This window comes from Actinoalloteichus caeruleus DSM 43889 (genome assembly GCF_000429185.2).
GTDB classification, from domain to species: domain Bacteria; phylum Actinomycetota; class Actinomycetes; order Mycobacteriales; family Pseudonocardiaceae; genus Actinoalloteichus_B; species Actinoalloteichus_B caeruleus.
The window spans coordinates 3,388,123-3,403,899 of record NZ_AUBJ02000001.1 but is presented as its reverse complement, the minus strand read 5'-3'; the positions used below and the strand labels follow the sequence as shown (position 1 = coordinate 3,403,899).

Genomic DNA, 15,777 nt, shown 5'->3' with positions numbered 1-15,777 from the left:
ACCCGTTCGCCCGGGACGAGGTCGGGCGGGCGGCCACCACGCCGCCCCGGGGTCGGGCCTGCCCCGAGCGCGCCGGGGTCGCGGTCAGGGAGGAGACCCGGGAGGGCCCGGATGCGGTGGGGCGAGTGGGGCGGGAGGGTCTCCGCGTGACACGACATCCGCACCACGAACGGCGTGACGGCGCACCGTCCCGAGGCCTGCGCCGACACGCGACTCCGCCGGCACTGGCCCTCGCCGGACTCTTCACGGCGCTCCTGCCCGCCGCGGCGGCCGCCGACCCGACCACCGGTCCCGAGCCCGAACCCGTCGCGTGGTCCTCCTGCGCGACCGAGCACACCCCGCCGGACCTGGAGTGCGCGACCCTCGCCGTCCCCCTCGACTGGGCGGCCCCGGACGCCGGGACCATCGACCTCGCGCTCAACCGACTGCCCGCGAGGGAGGAGGACGAGCGGGTCGGGGCGCTCCTGGTGAACCCCGGCGGTCCCGGTGGCTCCGGCGTGCAGACCGTCCAGTACGGCGGCATGGGGCTGGGAATGCCGGAGTTCCTGCCGCTGCGCGAGCACTTCGACCTCGTCGGGTTCGACCCGAGGGGGGTCGGCGAGAGCACACCCGCCACCTGCGCCCGCTCGCCGCACGACCACACCGTCAGCCACCAGCCCGCCAGTCTCCCCGAGTACGTCCAGCTGCTCCGGCACAACAGGGAGGTCGGCCTGGGCTGCCGGGCCGAGTCCGGGCGGCTGGTTGACCACATGGACACCGGCAGCGTCGCCAGGGACGTCGATGCGATCCGGGCGGCGCTGGGTGAGGAGCAGATCTCCTGGCTCGGTCTCTCCTACGGAACGGAGATCGGGCTGCTGTACGCGGAGCTGTACCCCGAGCGGGTGCGCGCGATGGTGCTGGACGGGGCCGTCGACCACAGCCTCGACCCGTTCACCGCCGCCAGGGACGAGGCGGTGGCCACCGAGGCCGCGCTGGGCCGCTTCGCGGACTGGTGCGCGGGCTCCTCGGACTGCGTGCTCCGGCACCGCGAGGTCGTGGAGGAGGTCCGGCGACTCCTCGACACCGCGGAGGAGTCCGGGGTGTGGAACTCCGACGCCGGCCGGTCCGCCACCGCGACGGAGGTGACAGCGGGTATCTACGGCTACCTGAACCTGCGCGACATGTGGCCGGCGCTCGCCGAGGCGGTGGCCGAGGCCCTGGACCCCGAAGGACCCGACGCCGCGTCCCTGGTCTCGGCCACCATGTTCGTCAGCCCCGGATACCCCGCCTACCGCATCGTCGGCTGTCACGACTTCACCGCCGGCACCCCCACCTACGCCGCGATGCGGGAACAGCGGCGGGCGCTCCGCGAGCTCGCCCCCGTCATGTGGCGGTACACCGAGTTCTCGGACTTCGCCAGTGGGTGCGCGGGCTGGCCGGTGGAGCCGGCGAACCCGCCGAGGGAGCACCAGGTGAGCGGAACGCCCACCGTGCTGGTCGCGACCAGTGCCCACGACCCGGCCACGCCGGCCCACTGGGCCGAGGCCCTCGCGGCCCAGTTCGAGGACGCCCGGCTGCTCACCTTCGACGGCGATGGCCACACCGCCGCGCTGAACTCCGGTTGCGCCAGGGAGCACGAGGCCCGCTACCTGATCGACCTGGAGCCGCCGCCCGAGGGGCTGGTCTGCCGGGACTGACCCCGAACACCCGTCAGGCGGGGGTGGGCGGCGGTCCGGCCCTCCCGGTCACCGCCCGCCCCCGCCCACTCCTCAGCGTTCGCCGCCGCGCGCCATCCGCAGCACGTCCAGCGCGTCGTCCAGCTGCTCGGCGGTCAGCTTGCCCGAGGCCACGTGCCCGCGTTCCAGCACCACGTCCTTGATCGTCTTGCGCTCCTTCAGCGACTGCTTCGCGATCGAGGCGGCCTCCTCGTAGCCGATGTAGCGGTTCAACGGGGTCACCACCGAGGGCGAGGACTCCGCGTACTCCCGCGCCCGCTCGCCGTCGGCCACCGCGCCGGCGACGACCTTGTCGGCGAGCAGCCGGGCGACGGCCGCCAGCAGCCGCGAGGACTCCAGCACGTTGCGCGCGATCACCGGCAGCATCACGTTGAGCTGGAAGTTGCCCTGCGAGCCGGCGAAGGCCACCGCCGCGTCGTTGCCGATCACCTGGGCCACCACCATCATCGTGGCCTCGGAGATCACCGGGTTGACCTTGCCCGGCATGATCGAGGAGCCCGGCTGGAGGTCGGGCAACTGGAGTTCGGCCAACCCGGTACGGGGTCCGGAACCGAGCCACCGCAGGTCGTTGGCGATCTTGAACAGCGACACCGCGACGGTCCGCAGCTGCCCGGAGGTCTCCACCACGCCGTCCTGCGTCGCCTGCGCCTCGAAGTGGTCCCGCGCCTCCACCAGCGGCAGGCCGGTCACCTTCGCCAGCTCCGAGGAGACCGCCGCGCCGAACCCGGTGGGAGCGTTCAGCCCGCTGCCCACGGCGGTGCCGCCGATGGGGAGCTCGCCCAGCCGGGGCAGGCTGGCGCGCAGCCGCTCCACGCCGTAGTTGACCTGGCTGGCCCAGGCCGCGGCCTCCTGCCCCAGGGTCACCGGTACGGCGTCCATCAGGTGCGTGCGGCCGGACTTGACGACCTCGGCCCACTCCTCGGCGCGCTTGCCGAGCACGGCGGCGAGGTGTTCCAGCGCCGGGATGACGTCGGTCACCACGGCCTCGGTGGCGGCCACCCGGATGGTGGTCGGGAAGGTGTCGTTGGAGGACTGGGAGGCGTTGACGTGGTCGTTGGGGTGCACGTCCCGCCCGAGGGAACGGGTGGCCAGGGTCGCGATCACCTCGTTGGCGTTCATGTTCGACGAGGTGCCGGAGCCGGTCTGGAAGACGTCGATGGGGAAGTGGTCGTCGTGACGTCCCTCCGCGACCTCGTCGGCGGCCGAGGCGATCGCCGCGGCGAGGTCGGCGTCCAGCACACCGAGCCGGGCGTTCACCCGGGCGGTGGCGGCCTTGAGCAGCCCGAGAGCCCGGATCTGCGACCGCTCCAGCCCACGCCCGGAGATGGGGAAGTTCTCCACGGCGCGCTGGGTCTGCGCGCGCCACAGCGCGTTCGCCGGCACCCGGACCTCGCCCATGGTGTCGTGTTCGATGCGGTATTCGCCGTCCGCTGCCGGAGCGCCACTCTGCTGCTCTGTCATGGCTCCTGTTTGTACCGGTTCGCCAGGGGCGGGGGCACCGCGACCTCGAACACATCACCGGTGCCCTTCGCCACATGCCCTCGCCGCCGGGGGCGACGCCGCCGCGCGCGATCACGGACGGCGAGGATCACCTGACGGGGGGTAAGATCGGGTGGAGAACCCCGTGCCCGGACCCAACCCGTGACGGAGGCGAACCGCGTGGACTCACGAGCCGGCGCCCGACATGGCGCCTGACACCACTGAGGACGTCGATCTGGTGGTGGTGGGCGCGGGGCCGGTCGGCCTGTACGCCGCCTACTACGCCGGTTTCCGGGAGCTGACGGTCGCGGTGGTCGACTCCCTCCCGGAGCCAGGCGGGCAGGTCACCGCCATGTACCCCGAGAAGCTCATCTACGACGTGGCCGGCTTCCCCGAGGTCCGGGGGCGCGACCTGGTGGAGGCACTGGTCGCGCAGGCCAACCGGTGGAACCCGACCTACCTGCTGGGTCGGCAGGCCAGGACGGTGACCGACCGGGAGGACGGCCGGGTCGACGTCGGCCTCGGCGACGGCGCCGTGGTCCGGGCGTCGGCGGTGCTCGTCACGGCCGGGATGGGGGAGTTCCGTCCCCGCCCGTTGCCGGTGGGTGAGGGCTGGCTCGGACGCGGGGTGGTGCACTTCGTCCCGCGCCTCGCGGCGCACACCGGTGAACGGGTGCTGGTGGTGGGCGGCGGCGACTCGGCCTTCGACTGGGCCGCCGCCCTGCACCCCTTCGCCGCCGCGGTCACCCTGGCCCACCGGCGATCGCGGTTCCGGGCGCACCCGGCGAGCGTGACCCGGGTGCGTGACCTGGGAATCCCGGTGCTCACCGAGGTGGAGGTGGCCGGGCTCGTCGAGGGTGACGGCGGGGAGCTCCGCGCCGCCGAGCTCCGCTCCTCCGACGGCTCCACGCGGGAGCTGCCCGTCGACACGGTGGTCGCCGCGTTGGGTTTCCTCGCCGACCTCGGGCCCGTCGCCGAGTGGGGGCTGCGGCTGGACAAGCGGATGATCGGGGTGGACAGCACCATGCGGACCAGTCGGGACCGGGTGTACGCGGCCGGGGACATCGCCGGCTACCGGGGGAAGGTCAAGTTGATCGCCACCGGCTTCGGTGAGGCGGCCACGGCGGTGAACAACATCGCGGTGCTGCTGGACCCCGAGGCGCACCTCTTCCCCGGGCACTCCAGCGACGGTGGCTGACGTCGCCAGCCGCCGCCGGAGGGGGACGCCGGCGCGCGGAGCGCCGGTCGTCGTCGGTCAGCCGACGTGGCCGTCGATCCACCCGGCGAGGGCGGTCACGTTCCCGTAGATGGACGGCCCGGTCGCGCACACCGGGCTGTCGTTACCGGAGCGGCTGGTGGCGCCGACCAGCTCCCAGCCGGAGCCGGTGGACCTGAGCTGCGGCCCGCCCGAGTCGCCGTAGCAGGCGCCGGCGTTCCCACCTGGGTTGTCGGTGCACAGTTCGGTGGCCGCGTTGATGCCCCAGCAGGAGGTCGCCGGCACGATCCGGGTGTCCAGCTGTTGCAGGGTGACCGGTGGCCCGCACTGCCCGGCCGGGCACGCGTCGCCCCAGCCGAGCAGCCTGGTCGGGGTCCCGGGGCCGCCGTCGCTCGTCGCGATCGGGATCGGTTCCTGGGCCACCGGGCTGGCGAGCCGTACGAGCGCGATGTCGTAGCCGAGCCGCTGGCCGTAACTCGGGTGGATGACGATCTGGCTCGTGCCGACCAGGGTGCCCCCGGAGGTCCGGTCGACGCTGCCGACCCGGGCGCGCACACCCGAGGGCGCGCTGCCCGTCACGCAGTGGGCGGCGGTCACCACCCAGTCCTCGCGGATCAGCGAGCCACCGCAGAAGTGGCTTCCGTTCGCGCGCTGGAGGGAGACCATGAACGGGTAGGTCTCGGTGGCGTCCTCACCGCCGACGATCAGCGGGCGCGCGGTCGAGTCCTCGGGCTCGGTGCTCGCCGTGGCGACGGCGGTCGACCCGAGGAAGGCCGCGGCGGCGGTGATCACCGCGGCGAGCGCTCCGCGCAGCGTCATGCGTTGTCCTTATCTTCTAAGTCCTTTCCGGCAGGGAAGGAGGGAACAACCTGACGCTAGGCAGGGCGCCGGCACGCGGTAAGGGGCCGAACCCCGCAACCGGACTGCGCCGTTCCGACGTCGGTACGGCCGGCGCCGTCCGGCTGCGTCACCGGGGTGACGGGGATGCTCAGGGCAACGGGGGCGGGGGGAGCAGTTCGGCGACGCCGCTGTCGAAGTCGACCGAGGAGAACGCGCGCAGCTTCGCGAGCCGGTGGTAACCCTCGATCATCCGCACCGTGCCCGACTTGGAACGCATCACGATCGACTGGGTGGTGCACCCGCCCGCCCGGTACCGGACGCCGCGCAGCAGATCGCCGTCGGTGACGCCGGTGGCGCAGAAGAAGGCGTTGTCGCCCGCCACCAGGTCCTCGGTCTCCAGGACACGGGAGAGGTCGTGCCCGGCGCCGGTGGCCCGTTCCCGTTCGGCGTCGTCCCTGGGCCACAACCTGCCCTGGATCGCCCCGCCCAGGCACTTGAGCGCGCAGGCGGCGATGATGCCCTCCGGGGTTCCCCCGATGCCGAGCAGCATGTCGATGCCGGTGTCGGGACGGGCGGCGGCGATGGCGCCGGCCACGTCACCGTCGGAGATGAAGTAGACCCGGGCGCCCGCCGCGCGGACCTCCTCCACGATCTTCTGGTGCCGTGGGCGGTCGAGCACGCAGACCGTCACATCCGAGACATGGATCTGCTTCGCGCGGGCCACCCGGCGGATGTTCTCCGCCACGGGGGCGGTGATGTCCACCACGGCCGCGGCCTCGGGGCCGACCGCGAGCTTCTCCATGTAGAAGACGGCGGACGGGTCGAACATCGCGCCGCGCTCGGCGACCGCGAGAACGGCCAGGGCGTTGGGCATTCCCTTGCTCATCAGGGTGGTGCCGTCGATCGGGTCGACGGCCACGTCGCAGTGCGGGCCGTCCCCGTTCCCGACGTGCTCCCCGTTGTAGAGCATCGGGGCCTCGTCCTTCTCACCCTCCCCGATCACGACGACGCCCCGCATCGAGACGGTGCCGATCAGGGTGCGCATGGCGTCCACGGCCGCCTGGTCGCCGCCGTTCTTGTCGCCTCGGCCGACCCAGCGGCCGCTGGCCATCGCCGCCGCCTCCGTCACACGAACGAGTTCCATCGCGAGGTTGCGATCGGGTGTTTCTCCGGACCGGTTCTGGTCCTTGGCACTCTCCGTGCCCGGTGTGGCGGCTGGCGGTGTGCTCATGGCGTCTCCTGACGATCGGCGCCGGTAGGCGCGCATACCCAGCGTGGTCGATGGTGGCAGAACCAGCCGGGCCCGGCATCGACGAGTCGGCGGTTGATCGAACAAGGTGGCGGCGACCACAACCAGGATGGTCCGGTGGTCGCCGCCGGGCACGCCGACCGCCGGATCAGCCCCGCGCGGGCTCGGGTTCCTGGCGTTTCCTGATCGGCTGCCGAGGACGGGCGACCAGCAGCTTGCTCAGCGGGCTCCGCAGCAGGACCTCGACCACCACGAGGGTGATGGCGAAGGTGGCCAGCACCAGCAGGGAACTCCGGACCAGCGTGGAGTTCGGGAACGTCTCGAACAGCCAGCTGCCGAACCCGACGCGGTGCAGCACGTCGATGAGGATCGGGTGCGCGGCGTACACGCCGAACGCCCGGATCGCCCCCAGGTCGACGGCCCGTCCGACCAGCCCGCGCCCGTCTCCCCTGCGCTCGTTCCAGGCGGAGGCCACCAGGTAGAGCGCGATGATGGAGACGACCGCCCAGGCCAGCATGGAGGGGTGCTGCGCGGACGCGGCGAGGTGCGGGGCGACGCCCTGCCCGCTCCGGTAGAGGTACACGCCGGTGCTGATCCCGAACCCGAGCAGGATCACCGGCAGCATCAGCACCCAGTTCCGCGTCACCCAGGAGTGCGCCCGGTCGAAGTGCACGGCGGCCAGCGCCCCCATCGCCGCGAACAGCACGTACATCGGGAACAGCTTCCACACGTGCTGGTGCAGCAGCACCAGCGCCGGGTGCTGCGGGCCGGGGAGCACCGTGACCCACAACATCGCGGCGAGCTGGATGGCGATCGCCCCGCACAGCAGCTTGCCGTGGTGGCCGGTGGTCTTCCTCACCAGCCAGCGGAGCGCGGGGAACAGCAGGTAGATCTGCATGGAGATCAACAGGAAGTACAGGTGGTACTTCGCGTCGCCCTTGACGATCTGCAGGACCGTGTCGTAGGCGACCGCCTGCCAGCCCGGCCAGGGGTCCGCGCTGCGGACGAGGGGTTCCCAGACGGAGTAGATGATCGACCACAGCAGGTAGGGCAGCACCACGAGTCCGAAGCGGCGCCGCCAGAAGGTGGTGGCCTTCGTGTCCCGGTGGTAGTAGCCGAGGAACAGGACGAAGACGGTGATGAACACGAACCCGTAGCGGGTGTAGTGCATCAGCATCGAGAGCCCGGCCATCTGCCGGTCGATGTCTGGGCCGTAGTTGATGGTGCCCACCGCGTGCACCATGACGACGCAGGAGAACAGAACGACCCGCATGAAGTCGATGCTGTAGTTCCGCCGACGCCCGTCCTTGCCGGTCGGAGCCGCCGGCTTGGCTAAGGGGGCTGCCTCCGAGGGCGTGGTTGCACTCAACGAAGAGTCCTTCCCGATCTCAGGCTGATGACGGCGAAGAGCGCGTTCGGTACGTCCCACGCGCCTGCCACGAATAGTGAGGAACCCTGTCTCGCTATTCGACTCTATTGAGTGAAAGTAGCTGCTTGACGAGTGGACCGCGAAAGCGGGCTTCCACGCAGAGGCCCGAAACCTCACTCTGATGATGGAACTCCACAGGGTGTGGGTGGTCGCGCGGTGGACGGCCCTCCGCCAGGTCGTGCCGTGGTGGGGCCGTGTCCGGTCCCGGTCACCTGCGGTGACCAGGGCCCACCGCCGCCGCTCGGCCCCCGGGCTGTCCGCCACTTCGGCACGGCTTGCGAGGATGGCCGGGTGGCCGAGAACTCCACCGACCCCAGAACGGGCCCGCCGGCCCCCAAGAGCAGGGCACAGCAGTCCACCCGTGACCTGCTGCTCTCGATGCTGCCCCTGCTGCTGGTCCTGTTGGCCCTGACGGGCCTGGTCGGCATGTGCAGCTTCAGCCCCGGTGGGCCGAGCGTCGACCCCGACGTCGGTGCCCGGTCGGACCCGGACGGCGACCTCCGGCGGGCGGTCGGCTCAGTCGACCTCGCCGTGCGCGAACCCGACCTGAGCGAGGACTGGCGGGTGAACAACGTGCGGGTCAGCCAGCTGGGCGACCGGGGAACGGTGGCCACCGCCCTCCGCGTCGGCTACCTGACCCCGGACGGCCGCTACCTCCGGCTGTCACAGTCCGACGCCGAGGAGGCGGAGCTCGTCGCCTTCGAGACCGGGGTGGACCCGGCGGGGCTCGGCACCGTGGAGGCCGCGGGACTCACCTGGGTCCGCTACGCCGCCCAGCGCGACGAGGAGGCCTGGACCACCGAACTCGACGGCCAGCGCGTGCTGCTCACCGGCAGTGCCGACGAACCGGAGTTCCGGGAACTCGCCGAGGCGACCGTGGCGGGTGACCTGGTGGAACCGGGCGCCGGAACCGCCACCGACGGCGGCTGAGCGGCACCACCACCGGCGGCCGACCGTTCCCGCCACGGCCGTACCTCGCCGCGCGCCGGAACCACCGCGACTCCCCGCCGATCGGGGCCAGGACGGCCCGCCGGATCGCGGGAACCGCCCGTGGGCACACGGGGAGGGAGACCGGCGGGTCAGGCCTCCCACCGGGGGGCCGGGCACGCGGCCACCAGAACGCGACCCGTGCCCCAGGTGGACCTCCGGCCAGCCGACGGGTGGTCGCGGAGCGGGCGCCCCTCGGGCAGCGGGGACGAGCGGTGCCACCATCGACCGGCACCGGCCGGCTTCCTCCTCGGCCCCACCCCCGGAAGGAGCACCGGCCTGGGTCACCAGCCGGAGAACCGCACCGACGACCCAGGTGCGAGGCGCGCGGACATCCCAGGCCCGCTCCCGCCGCGACACCCCCACCTCGGGAGATCGTCACGTCAGCGGCTCGGGGCCCGAGCCACGGTTCCACCGGTCGCCCCAGCCGTCCCCAGCCCGGCGACCCGGGGTCCTGGTCGGGAGCCACGGCGAGCCACGGGGCCACGGCTGGCGGACCCCCGCGCGGCGGGGGACTCGCAACGACCAGCCGAACCAGGCCGGGACGCGCCTGCCCCGGCCGCCGCGCCGGTCAGCGTGGCGGGTCGGTGTCCTCGACCGAGGCGAGCGCCCGGTCGACCCGCTCCCGCGCGCCCTCCAGATGACGTTCGCAGACCCTGGCCAGCGCCTCCCCGCGCTCCCACAACTCCAGCGACCGCTCTAGCGACAGCCCACCGGCCTCCAGGGCGCGGACCACCGTCGTGAGCTCGTCCCGCGCCTCCTCGTAGCCGAGAACGGCCAGGTCCTCGCCCGGTTCCAGGCTCGGGTCGCCCTCCGGGGGGCTCCCCGGCTCTCCGGACGGTCGGTGCAGCGGTTCGCGTGCCGCGCTCAGTTCGTCACTCACCCGGTCGGACTTCCCAGTCGTGTCTGGACGGCGACGACGACCGTCGCCACCGCCTGGTCGTAGCCGACGAACGCCTCGGCGAACTCCGCTCCGTCTCCCTCGCGGACGGCGTCGACGATGCGGAGCTCGGCGTCGGTCACCCGCCGGCGGTGGACCGAGCCCGTGGACATCCACCACTGGCGACCCGCGTAGGTCGAGGTGGCCTCGGACAACGCCAGCAACCTCGGCGCCAGGCCGCGCCGAGCCGGCGAGTGGCATCCCGCGAGCAGGCTCGCCCAGCAGTCCGCCGCGGCCAGGTTCGCCTCCTCGGCCCGCCGCCACACCACCCTGGCGCTCGACCTGGTCGGAGGTTCGTTCAGACTGTCCGCAGCCGTTCTCGCCGCGGCTACGGTGAGCGGGAGAAAGGTGGGTTCGCGCGCCGGGAAGGGCACCACTACCTCCGGTCACCACGAGGGGTCTGGTCGGATACGACAGCGCGCACCGCACCGTCGGCCACCCGGACGCGGAGTCGCGTGCCCGGCTGGGCGTCGGTGACGGAGGTGAGCACCCGTGGGGTCCCGTCCTCGTCGACGTGCTGCACAACCGCGTACCCACGGGCCAGCGTCGCGGCGGGTCCGAGAGTCGTCAACCGGGACCGTACCGATCGCAGACCGGTTTCCTCCGTGTTCAACTCCGTGACAACCGCACGCAGGCCACGCTCGCGTAATGTTGCCACTTCCTGGCCTCGATATGCCAGCCACTGGTGCGGGTCAGCCAGCGCCGGACGGGTCCGGACCGAGTCCAACAGGCGCCGTTCCCGGTCGACCCAGCCGTGCAGGGCACGCCGCGCCCGGTCCCGCAATACGAGGACCTTCCGCGTCTCCTCCGTGACATCCGGCACCAGGTGCCGCCCGGCGGCCGTGGGCGTGGAGCACCGGACGTCCGCCACGTGGTCGACCAGCGGTGTGTCGGGCTCGTGACCGATCGCGCTCACCACCGGCGTGCCGCAGGCGGCCACCGCCCGGCACAGCGCCTCGTCGGAGAACGGCAGCAGGTCCTCGACGCTGCCGCCACCCCGCGCCAGCACGATCACGTCCACCTCCGGGTCGGCGTCCAGGGCGCGCAGGGCGCCGAGGATGCCGGGCACCGCCTGCGCTCCCTGCACCGCGACGTTCTCCACCCGGAAGCGCACCGCCGGCCAGCGGGCCGAGGCGTTGGTCAGCACGTCGTGCTCGGCGGCCGAACCGCGGCCGGTGATCAGCCCGACCCGGTTCGGCAGGAACGGCGGCCTCCGCTTGCGCGCGGAGGAGAACAACCCCTCCGCGGCCAGCAGGCGGCGCAGCCGCTCGATCCTCGCCAGCAGCTCCCCGATCCCCACCGCCCGGATCTCGTCCACCCGCAGGCTCAACGACCCACGAGCCAGGTAGACGGACGGTTTGCCGTGCACCACCACCCGGGCACCGTCGGTCAGCGGCGGGTCGACGGACCGGAGGACACCCATCGGGCAGGTCAGGCTCAGCGACACCTCGGCCGAGGGATCCCGGAGGGTGATGAACGCGGTCCCGGTGCCGGGCCGGGCCGACAGCTGGGTCACCTGGCCCTCCACCCACACCGAACCGAGGCGGTTGATCCACTCGGCGATCTTCCGGGCGACGGTGCGCACCGGCCACGGCTCCTCCGGAGTGGTGGCGCCGCTCACGTCGCGCCCCCAGTCCGGGAACCGCCCCGATCGTCGACGGGGCACGAGGTGGGGGCGAGTGGTCGGCGGCCAGTGCGGTGGCTGGGGCCGGGCCGGGAGGTCGCCCGTCGGCCGACCGGGCGGGCTGTGGAACTCACTCGCCGGTCACCGTCCTGAGGCGGTTGGCCAGCATCCGGACGTACTCCGGTCGGGCGGACTGGCCCTGCTCGTACTCCAGCAGCGCGCTCAGATCGGCGGCGGAGAGGCCGCGCAGGTGGCCGCGCAGCTGCGGCAGGCTGAGGTCCGGGTACTCGGGCAACGCCTTCGGGGCCTCGGCGCGGGTGCCGGACCCGCCGCCAGCGGAGCCGGCCGATCCCCGACCGCCTGTCGCGGAACGGCCGGTGCCGGCCTCCTGGCGTCGCGAACGTGGCGGGCGGTGCGCCGTCGGACCGTCGTCGGCCGGGCGGGACGAGCGGGTGTGACGCTCCTCGTCCCCCGCACCACCGGACCGCGACGGCCGCCGCCGTCCGGTCCCGGTTCGCGCCCCCTCGCCCCCGGTCCGCACCTCACTCGTCCGGTCGGCCACCATTTTTTCGGTGGGGGCGTCCCCGGTGGCCCCGGCTCCGCCGGTCGAGGGTTCCGCCGCGCCGCCCCGTCCGCCGGTCCCGCGTTCGTCACCCGCGCCGTCCGCGCTACCGACCTCGTCCTCGTCGAACGTGGCCCACTCGGCCTGCGCCGGACTGTCGCGCAGCCCGGCCAGGGCCTGGTCGCCCCTGACCGCCAGCTCGGTGATGCCCTGCTGGACCCGCATCGAGAGCTGGAGCGCCTGGCTCGCGACGGTGATGGGCAGACCGACGAGGTGCTCGGGGAGTTTGCGGGCCTGTTCGGCGGCGGTGACGGCCACTCCGGCGGCGATCCGCAGGGGCAACGGCAGCGGTTTCATACCCCTAGCCTGCCGGAGGGCACCGCCGGCCCGCACTTCTCCTCGCGGGGACCAGCCGTTTCGGGACCGGTCGCGCCCCGGATCCGGGGAGCGCCCACCCCTCTCCGCCAGTGCCGGTCCCCGCCCAGGAACACGGCGGCGGGCCCCCGGCGTCGGTCGGCCGAACGCGGGTGGTTCCACGGCAGGTGCCGGGTCGGTGGGGAGCCGAGCGCGGCGGCACGACCCCTGCGGCGGCCGGCCGGGAGTGGGGTGGTGCCCCCAGGGCGGAACACCCGCCGCCCGACGGCCGTAGGGTGGGAGGCATGAGTGCCCAGCTCCCGGCCGACGAGAACGCCGCCCCCCAGGACGAGGCGACCCCGGCCAGCGACGCCCCCCGCAAGCGTGTGCTGCTCGCCAATCCGCGCGGATACTGCGCGGGAGTGGACCGGGCGGTGGTGACGGTGGAGAAGGCGCTGGAAACCTATGGCGCCCCCGTCTACGTCCGCAAGGAGATCGTGCACAACAAGTACGTGGTGCGGACGCTGGAGAAGCGGGGAGCCATCTTCGTCGACGAGACCGACGAGGTGCCCGAGGGTGCCCTCGTGGTGTTCTCCGCGCACGGTGTGTCGCCCGCCGTGCACGAGAGCGCCCGGGAACGCCAGCTCCGCACCATCGACGCCACCTGCCCACTGGTGACCAAGGTCCACCAGGAGGCCCGCCGGTTCGCCCGGGACGACTACGACATCCTGCTGATCGGGCACGAGGGGCACGAGGAGGTCGAGGGCACGGCGGGTGAGGCGCCCGAGCACGTGCAGCTGGTCGACCGGGCCGAGGACGTCGACAAGGTCGAGGTACGGGACCCGAACAAGGTGATCTGGCTCTCGCAGACGACGCTCAGCGTCGACGAGACGATGGAACGCGTCGAGCAGCTCAAGGACCGGTTCCCGCAGCTCCAGGACCCGCCTTCCGACGACATCTGCTACGCCACCCAGAACCGGCAGGTCGCGGTCAAGGCGATGGCTCCCGAGTGCGACCTGGTGCTCGTCGTCGGATCCCAGAACTCCTCGAACTCCAAGCGGTTGGTCGAGGTCGCCCTCGGAGCCGGGGCGAAGGACTCCCACCTGATCGACTTCGCCGACGAGATCGACCCGTCCTGGTTGGAGGGAGTCGAGACCGTCGGCGTCACCAGTGGCGCCTCCGTGCCGGACATCCTCGTCATGGAGGTCCTGCGGTACCTGGCGGACCGGGGCTGGGAGCAGGTCGACGAGGTCACCACCGCGAACGAGAAGGTCGCGTTCGCGCTGCCCCGGGAGCTGCGCAAGGCGATGTCCGACGTCCGCTGACCACACCCTCAGCACCGTGGTGAACTCCGTTCCAGCTCGACTGGGGCGGCGGACAGGGGGTCGCGGCTCGCGGGGAGCTGAGCGGCTGCCGGTGCCGCCTCGCCGGGAGGGCGCGGACCGCGCCGCCTGGGGCTCGCCGCGCGCCAGAAGCAGGCCGCGCGCCAGGGGCAGGCCGCGCGCCAGGGGCAGGCCGGAGGACGGTGGGCCGAGGTGGTCCGGGACCGTCACCCGGGGGCGCGGCTCGAGCCGGTGCCGGCCCGGCCGGATGCGGCCGCGCGCGTGCCGCTCACCTCGCGGGCGGCAGCACGGGCGTGCCGCCGGCGCCGGACGTGGACGCCCCGACCCGGTCCGCGAGCCTCCCCCGCGCGACTCCTGAGCGCCGGCACCGGACCCGTTCGCCGCGTGGGGACGCCCGCTCCACGCCCGCCAGCCGGAACCGGGCGGGCCACACCCCAGACCTCGTCGTACACGCGCGACGCTCGTCGCCACCACTTGGCCGGCACGGACGCCTCACCCCCGAGGACGGCCTCACACCCGAGAGGACGCCTCGACCTCGGACGCGTCGCGACGGGTGCGTGGTACCGGACTCGCCCGATACCCACGACGAACACCCGGATCACACCGGAAGCGGACCCACCCCGCCGCCCGGCCCCGTCGCCCGGCCCCGCCGCCCGGCCCCGTCGAACCGGCAGTCCCGGGGGCCGGCCCAGGCCCAGGAGGGCAGCGACGCCGGGAAGGGAGCACCAGCTCGGGACGCCACCTCCTGGAACGCGGAGGCGCACCCTCCGGATCCTGCCAGGAGGAGCGATGGGGACGGTCCTGAACCGGACTGGGTGGCGGTGACGATCCGACGAAGCGGCGTCCTCGGTCACGTCCGGACTCCCCAGCCCGTGGCGTTGGCGCGGCCGCTCTCCCCGAACGGAGTCCCCGCCGCCGTTGCCGAATCCACTGCCATCGGAGCGCCCTCCGCGGGCCGCGGTTGTCCGGGGCCGTGCCCGTCGTCCGAGCCCGTCGTGGTCCGCCCTGGACAGGGTTCTCCTCCGCGTTGGGTCACCGGCCGCATCGCCGCCGCTGGCGCCGCCTCGTGGGGTGGCGGCGGCTCCACGGCTCCCACGCACGCGGCGCGGAGCCGGGTCACCGACCCCGACGGGGGAAGGCGTGGAGCCGCGCAGCCCTGCTCGCGGGAGGGGCACTTCCGGCCCCACCGACCGTTCGCGACGGTGGGGCGCTCGTGCTCAGCCTCGGCGGCCGCGCACGCTCAGTCCAGGTCCTCGTCCCGAGGCCGGGGCGGCCGGCGTCGTCCCTCCGAGCTCCGCCCCTCCGCCCCCTTCCTCGGCCGGGGGCGGGGTCGATCGGCCGAGTCGGCGTCGCGTCCGGACCGGCGGGACGAGCCGGCGGTCTTCCCCGCCGCCCCGGACCGTCCTCCTCCGCTCCTGGGCGTTCCGCCCTTCTCGCGGCCCCGGCCGGCGGACGTGCCCTCCCGGCCCGCGGGCCTGCCCGCCTTGCCCCGAGCGGCGCGTGCGGATCGTTCGGAGCTCGTGGCCTCGTCCTTCGTGGACTTGCGGGCCGTGGAATCGGGCCGTGCCTTCTTCGTGGTCCCCGGCGCCTCCGCGTCCGGGTCCGTCTTCGGCGGCCGCCGCTGGAGCAGGAAGTACCGGGCGAATCCCGCTCCCACCGTCAGGGCCGAGGTCACCGCCATCAGTGGGAAGCCGTTGATGAGGGGCCACCCCAGCGAGAAGGCCATCGCGGCGAGGCCGGCGCCACCCGTCCCACCCGTGAGCCAAATCACCAGGGGCATGACCACCGCCAGGATGAGCGGCGGCTGCACGGTGGGACCAAACAGGTTTCTGCGACGCACCAGAGCGACCGCCAGTAGGCAGCCGAGGATGTATCCGGCCCACAGCAGGACACCGGGACCTCCCGACATCACTTCGATGTCGAGGAAGAGTCCGATACCGGTCAGGCCCGCTGCGAGCAGCAGGGCCGCCCACCACGGAAGCCCGCGAGTGGTTCCGAAGGCGGCGCGTTCATCCCATGGCACGGCAGCGACTTCGGGC

Annotated in this window: 13 protein-coding genes; 4 read left to right on the top strand and 9 right to left on the bottom strand. The window is 73.3% G+C overall.

Annotation, left to right across the window (positions count from 1 at the left end):
• Positions 1-146 precede the first annotated feature (146 nt).
• Positions 147-1,676 carry an alpha/beta hydrolase gene (locus tag G443_RS13095; protein WP_245588672.1) on the top strand — a complete coding sequence of 510 codons (1,530 nt, stop codon included), beginning with the start codon at positions 147-149 and terminating at the stop codon, positions 1,674-1,676.
• A 72-nt stretch (positions 1,677-1,748) separates the two neighbouring features.
• Here G443_RS13095 and G443_RS13090 read toward each other — a convergent pair whose 3' ends face one another.
• Positions 1,749-3,176, bottom strand: a complete 1,428-nt coding sequence (locus G443_RS13090) for a class II fumarate hydratase (RefSeq protein WP_026417347.1) — start codon at positions 3,174-3,176, stop codon at positions 1,749-1,751.
• A 223-nt stretch (positions 3,177-3,399) separates the two neighbouring features.
• Between G443_RS13090 and G443_RS13085 the strand changes: the two genes are divergently transcribed.
• Positions 3,400-4,392, top strand: coding sequence for an NAD(P)/FAD-dependent oxidoreductase (locus tag G443_RS13085; RefSeq protein ID WP_026417346.1), 993 nt, complete (start codon positions 3,400-3,402; stop codon positions 4,390-4,392).
• A gap of 57 nt (positions 4,393-4,449) precedes the next feature.
• Here G443_RS13085 and G443_RS13080 read toward each other — a convergent pair whose 3' ends face one another.
• The 3 genes from G443_RS13080 to G443_RS13070 form a co-directional block, all read right to left on the bottom strand.
• The gene (locus G443_RS13080) at positions 4,450-5,229 is read right to left on the bottom strand and encodes a S1 family peptidase (protein ID WP_026417345.1); all 780 of its coding nucleotides are present in this window, start codon (positions 5,227-5,229) and stop codon (positions 4,450-4,452) included.
• Between the two features lie 169 nt (positions 5,230-5,398).
• Positions 5,399-6,481, bottom strand: a complete 1,083-nt coding sequence (glpX, locus tag G443_RS13075; protein WP_026417344.1) for a class II fructose-bisphosphatase — start codon at positions 6,479-6,481, stop codon at positions 5,399-5,401.
• A gap of 166 nt (positions 6,482-6,647) precedes the next feature.
• Positions 6,648-7,868 (bottom strand): acyltransferase, encoded by a 1,221-nt coding sequence (locus tag G443_RS13070; RefSeq protein ID WP_155886022.1) that lies wholly within the window; start codon positions 7,866-7,868, stop codon positions 6,648-6,650.
• A 351-nt stretch (positions 7,869-8,219) separates the two neighbouring features.
• Here G443_RS13070 and G443_RS13065 point away from each other — a divergent pair, with 351 nt between their 5' ends.
• Positions 8,220-8,858 carry a DUF4245 family protein gene (locus G443_RS13065; RefSeq protein WP_051313308.1) on the top strand — a complete coding sequence of 213 codons (639 nt, stop codon included), beginning with the start codon at positions 8,220-8,222 and terminating at the stop codon, positions 8,856-8,858.
• A gap of 628 nt (positions 8,859-9,486) precedes the next feature.
• On the opposite strand, the gene G443_RS13060 is transcribed toward G443_RS13065, so the two are convergent.
• The 4 genes from G443_RS13060 to G443_RS13045 form a co-directional block, all read right to left on the bottom strand.
• The gene (locus G443_RS13060; protein ID WP_211237453.1) at positions 9,487-9,798 is read right to left on the bottom strand and encodes an exodeoxyribonuclease VII small subunit; all 312 of its coding nucleotides are present in this window, start codon (positions 9,796-9,798) and stop codon (positions 9,487-9,489) included.
• Positions 9,795-10,124, bottom strand: coding sequence for a sugar ABC transporter substrate-binding protein (locus tag G443_RS25040; RefSeq protein ID WP_081715201.1), 330 nt, complete (start codon positions 10,122-10,124; stop codon positions 9,795-9,797). Before G443_RS25040 ends, G443_RS13060 begins: the two co-directional genes overlap by 4 nt.
• Positions 10,125-10,231: 107 nt before the next feature.
• On the bottom strand, positions 10,232-11,476 hold the full coding sequence (gene xseA / locus G443_RS13050) for an exodeoxyribonuclease VII large subunit (protein WP_026417341.1): 1,245 nt from the start codon (positions 11,474-11,476) through the stop codon (positions 10,232-10,234).
• Positions 11,477-11,609: 133 nt separating this feature from the next.
• Positions 11,610-12,398, bottom strand: coding sequence for a lipid droplet-associated protein (locus G443_RS13045; RefSeq protein ID WP_026417340.1), 789 nt, complete (start codon positions 12,396-12,398; stop codon positions 11,610-11,612).
• 302 nt (positions 12,399-12,700) lie between these two features.
• On the opposite strand from G443_RS13045, the gene G443_RS13040 reads away from it, so the two are divergent.
• Positions 12,701-13,720, top strand: a complete 1,020-nt coding sequence (locus G443_RS13040) for a 4-hydroxy-3-methylbut-2-enyl diphosphate reductase (RefSeq protein ID WP_026417339.1) — start codon at positions 12,701-12,703, stop codon at positions 13,718-13,720.
• A 1,258-nt stretch (positions 13,721-14,978) separates the two neighbouring features.
• Here G443_RS13040 and G443_RS13035 read toward each other — a convergent pair.
• The gene (locus G443_RS13035; RefSeq protein ID WP_051313306.1) at positions 14,979-15,761 is read right to left on the bottom strand and encodes a DUF6542 domain-containing protein; all 783 of its coding nucleotides are present in this window, start codon (positions 15,759-15,761) and stop codon (positions 14,979-14,981) included.
• Between the last annotated feature and the right edge of the window lie 16 nt (positions 15,762-15,777).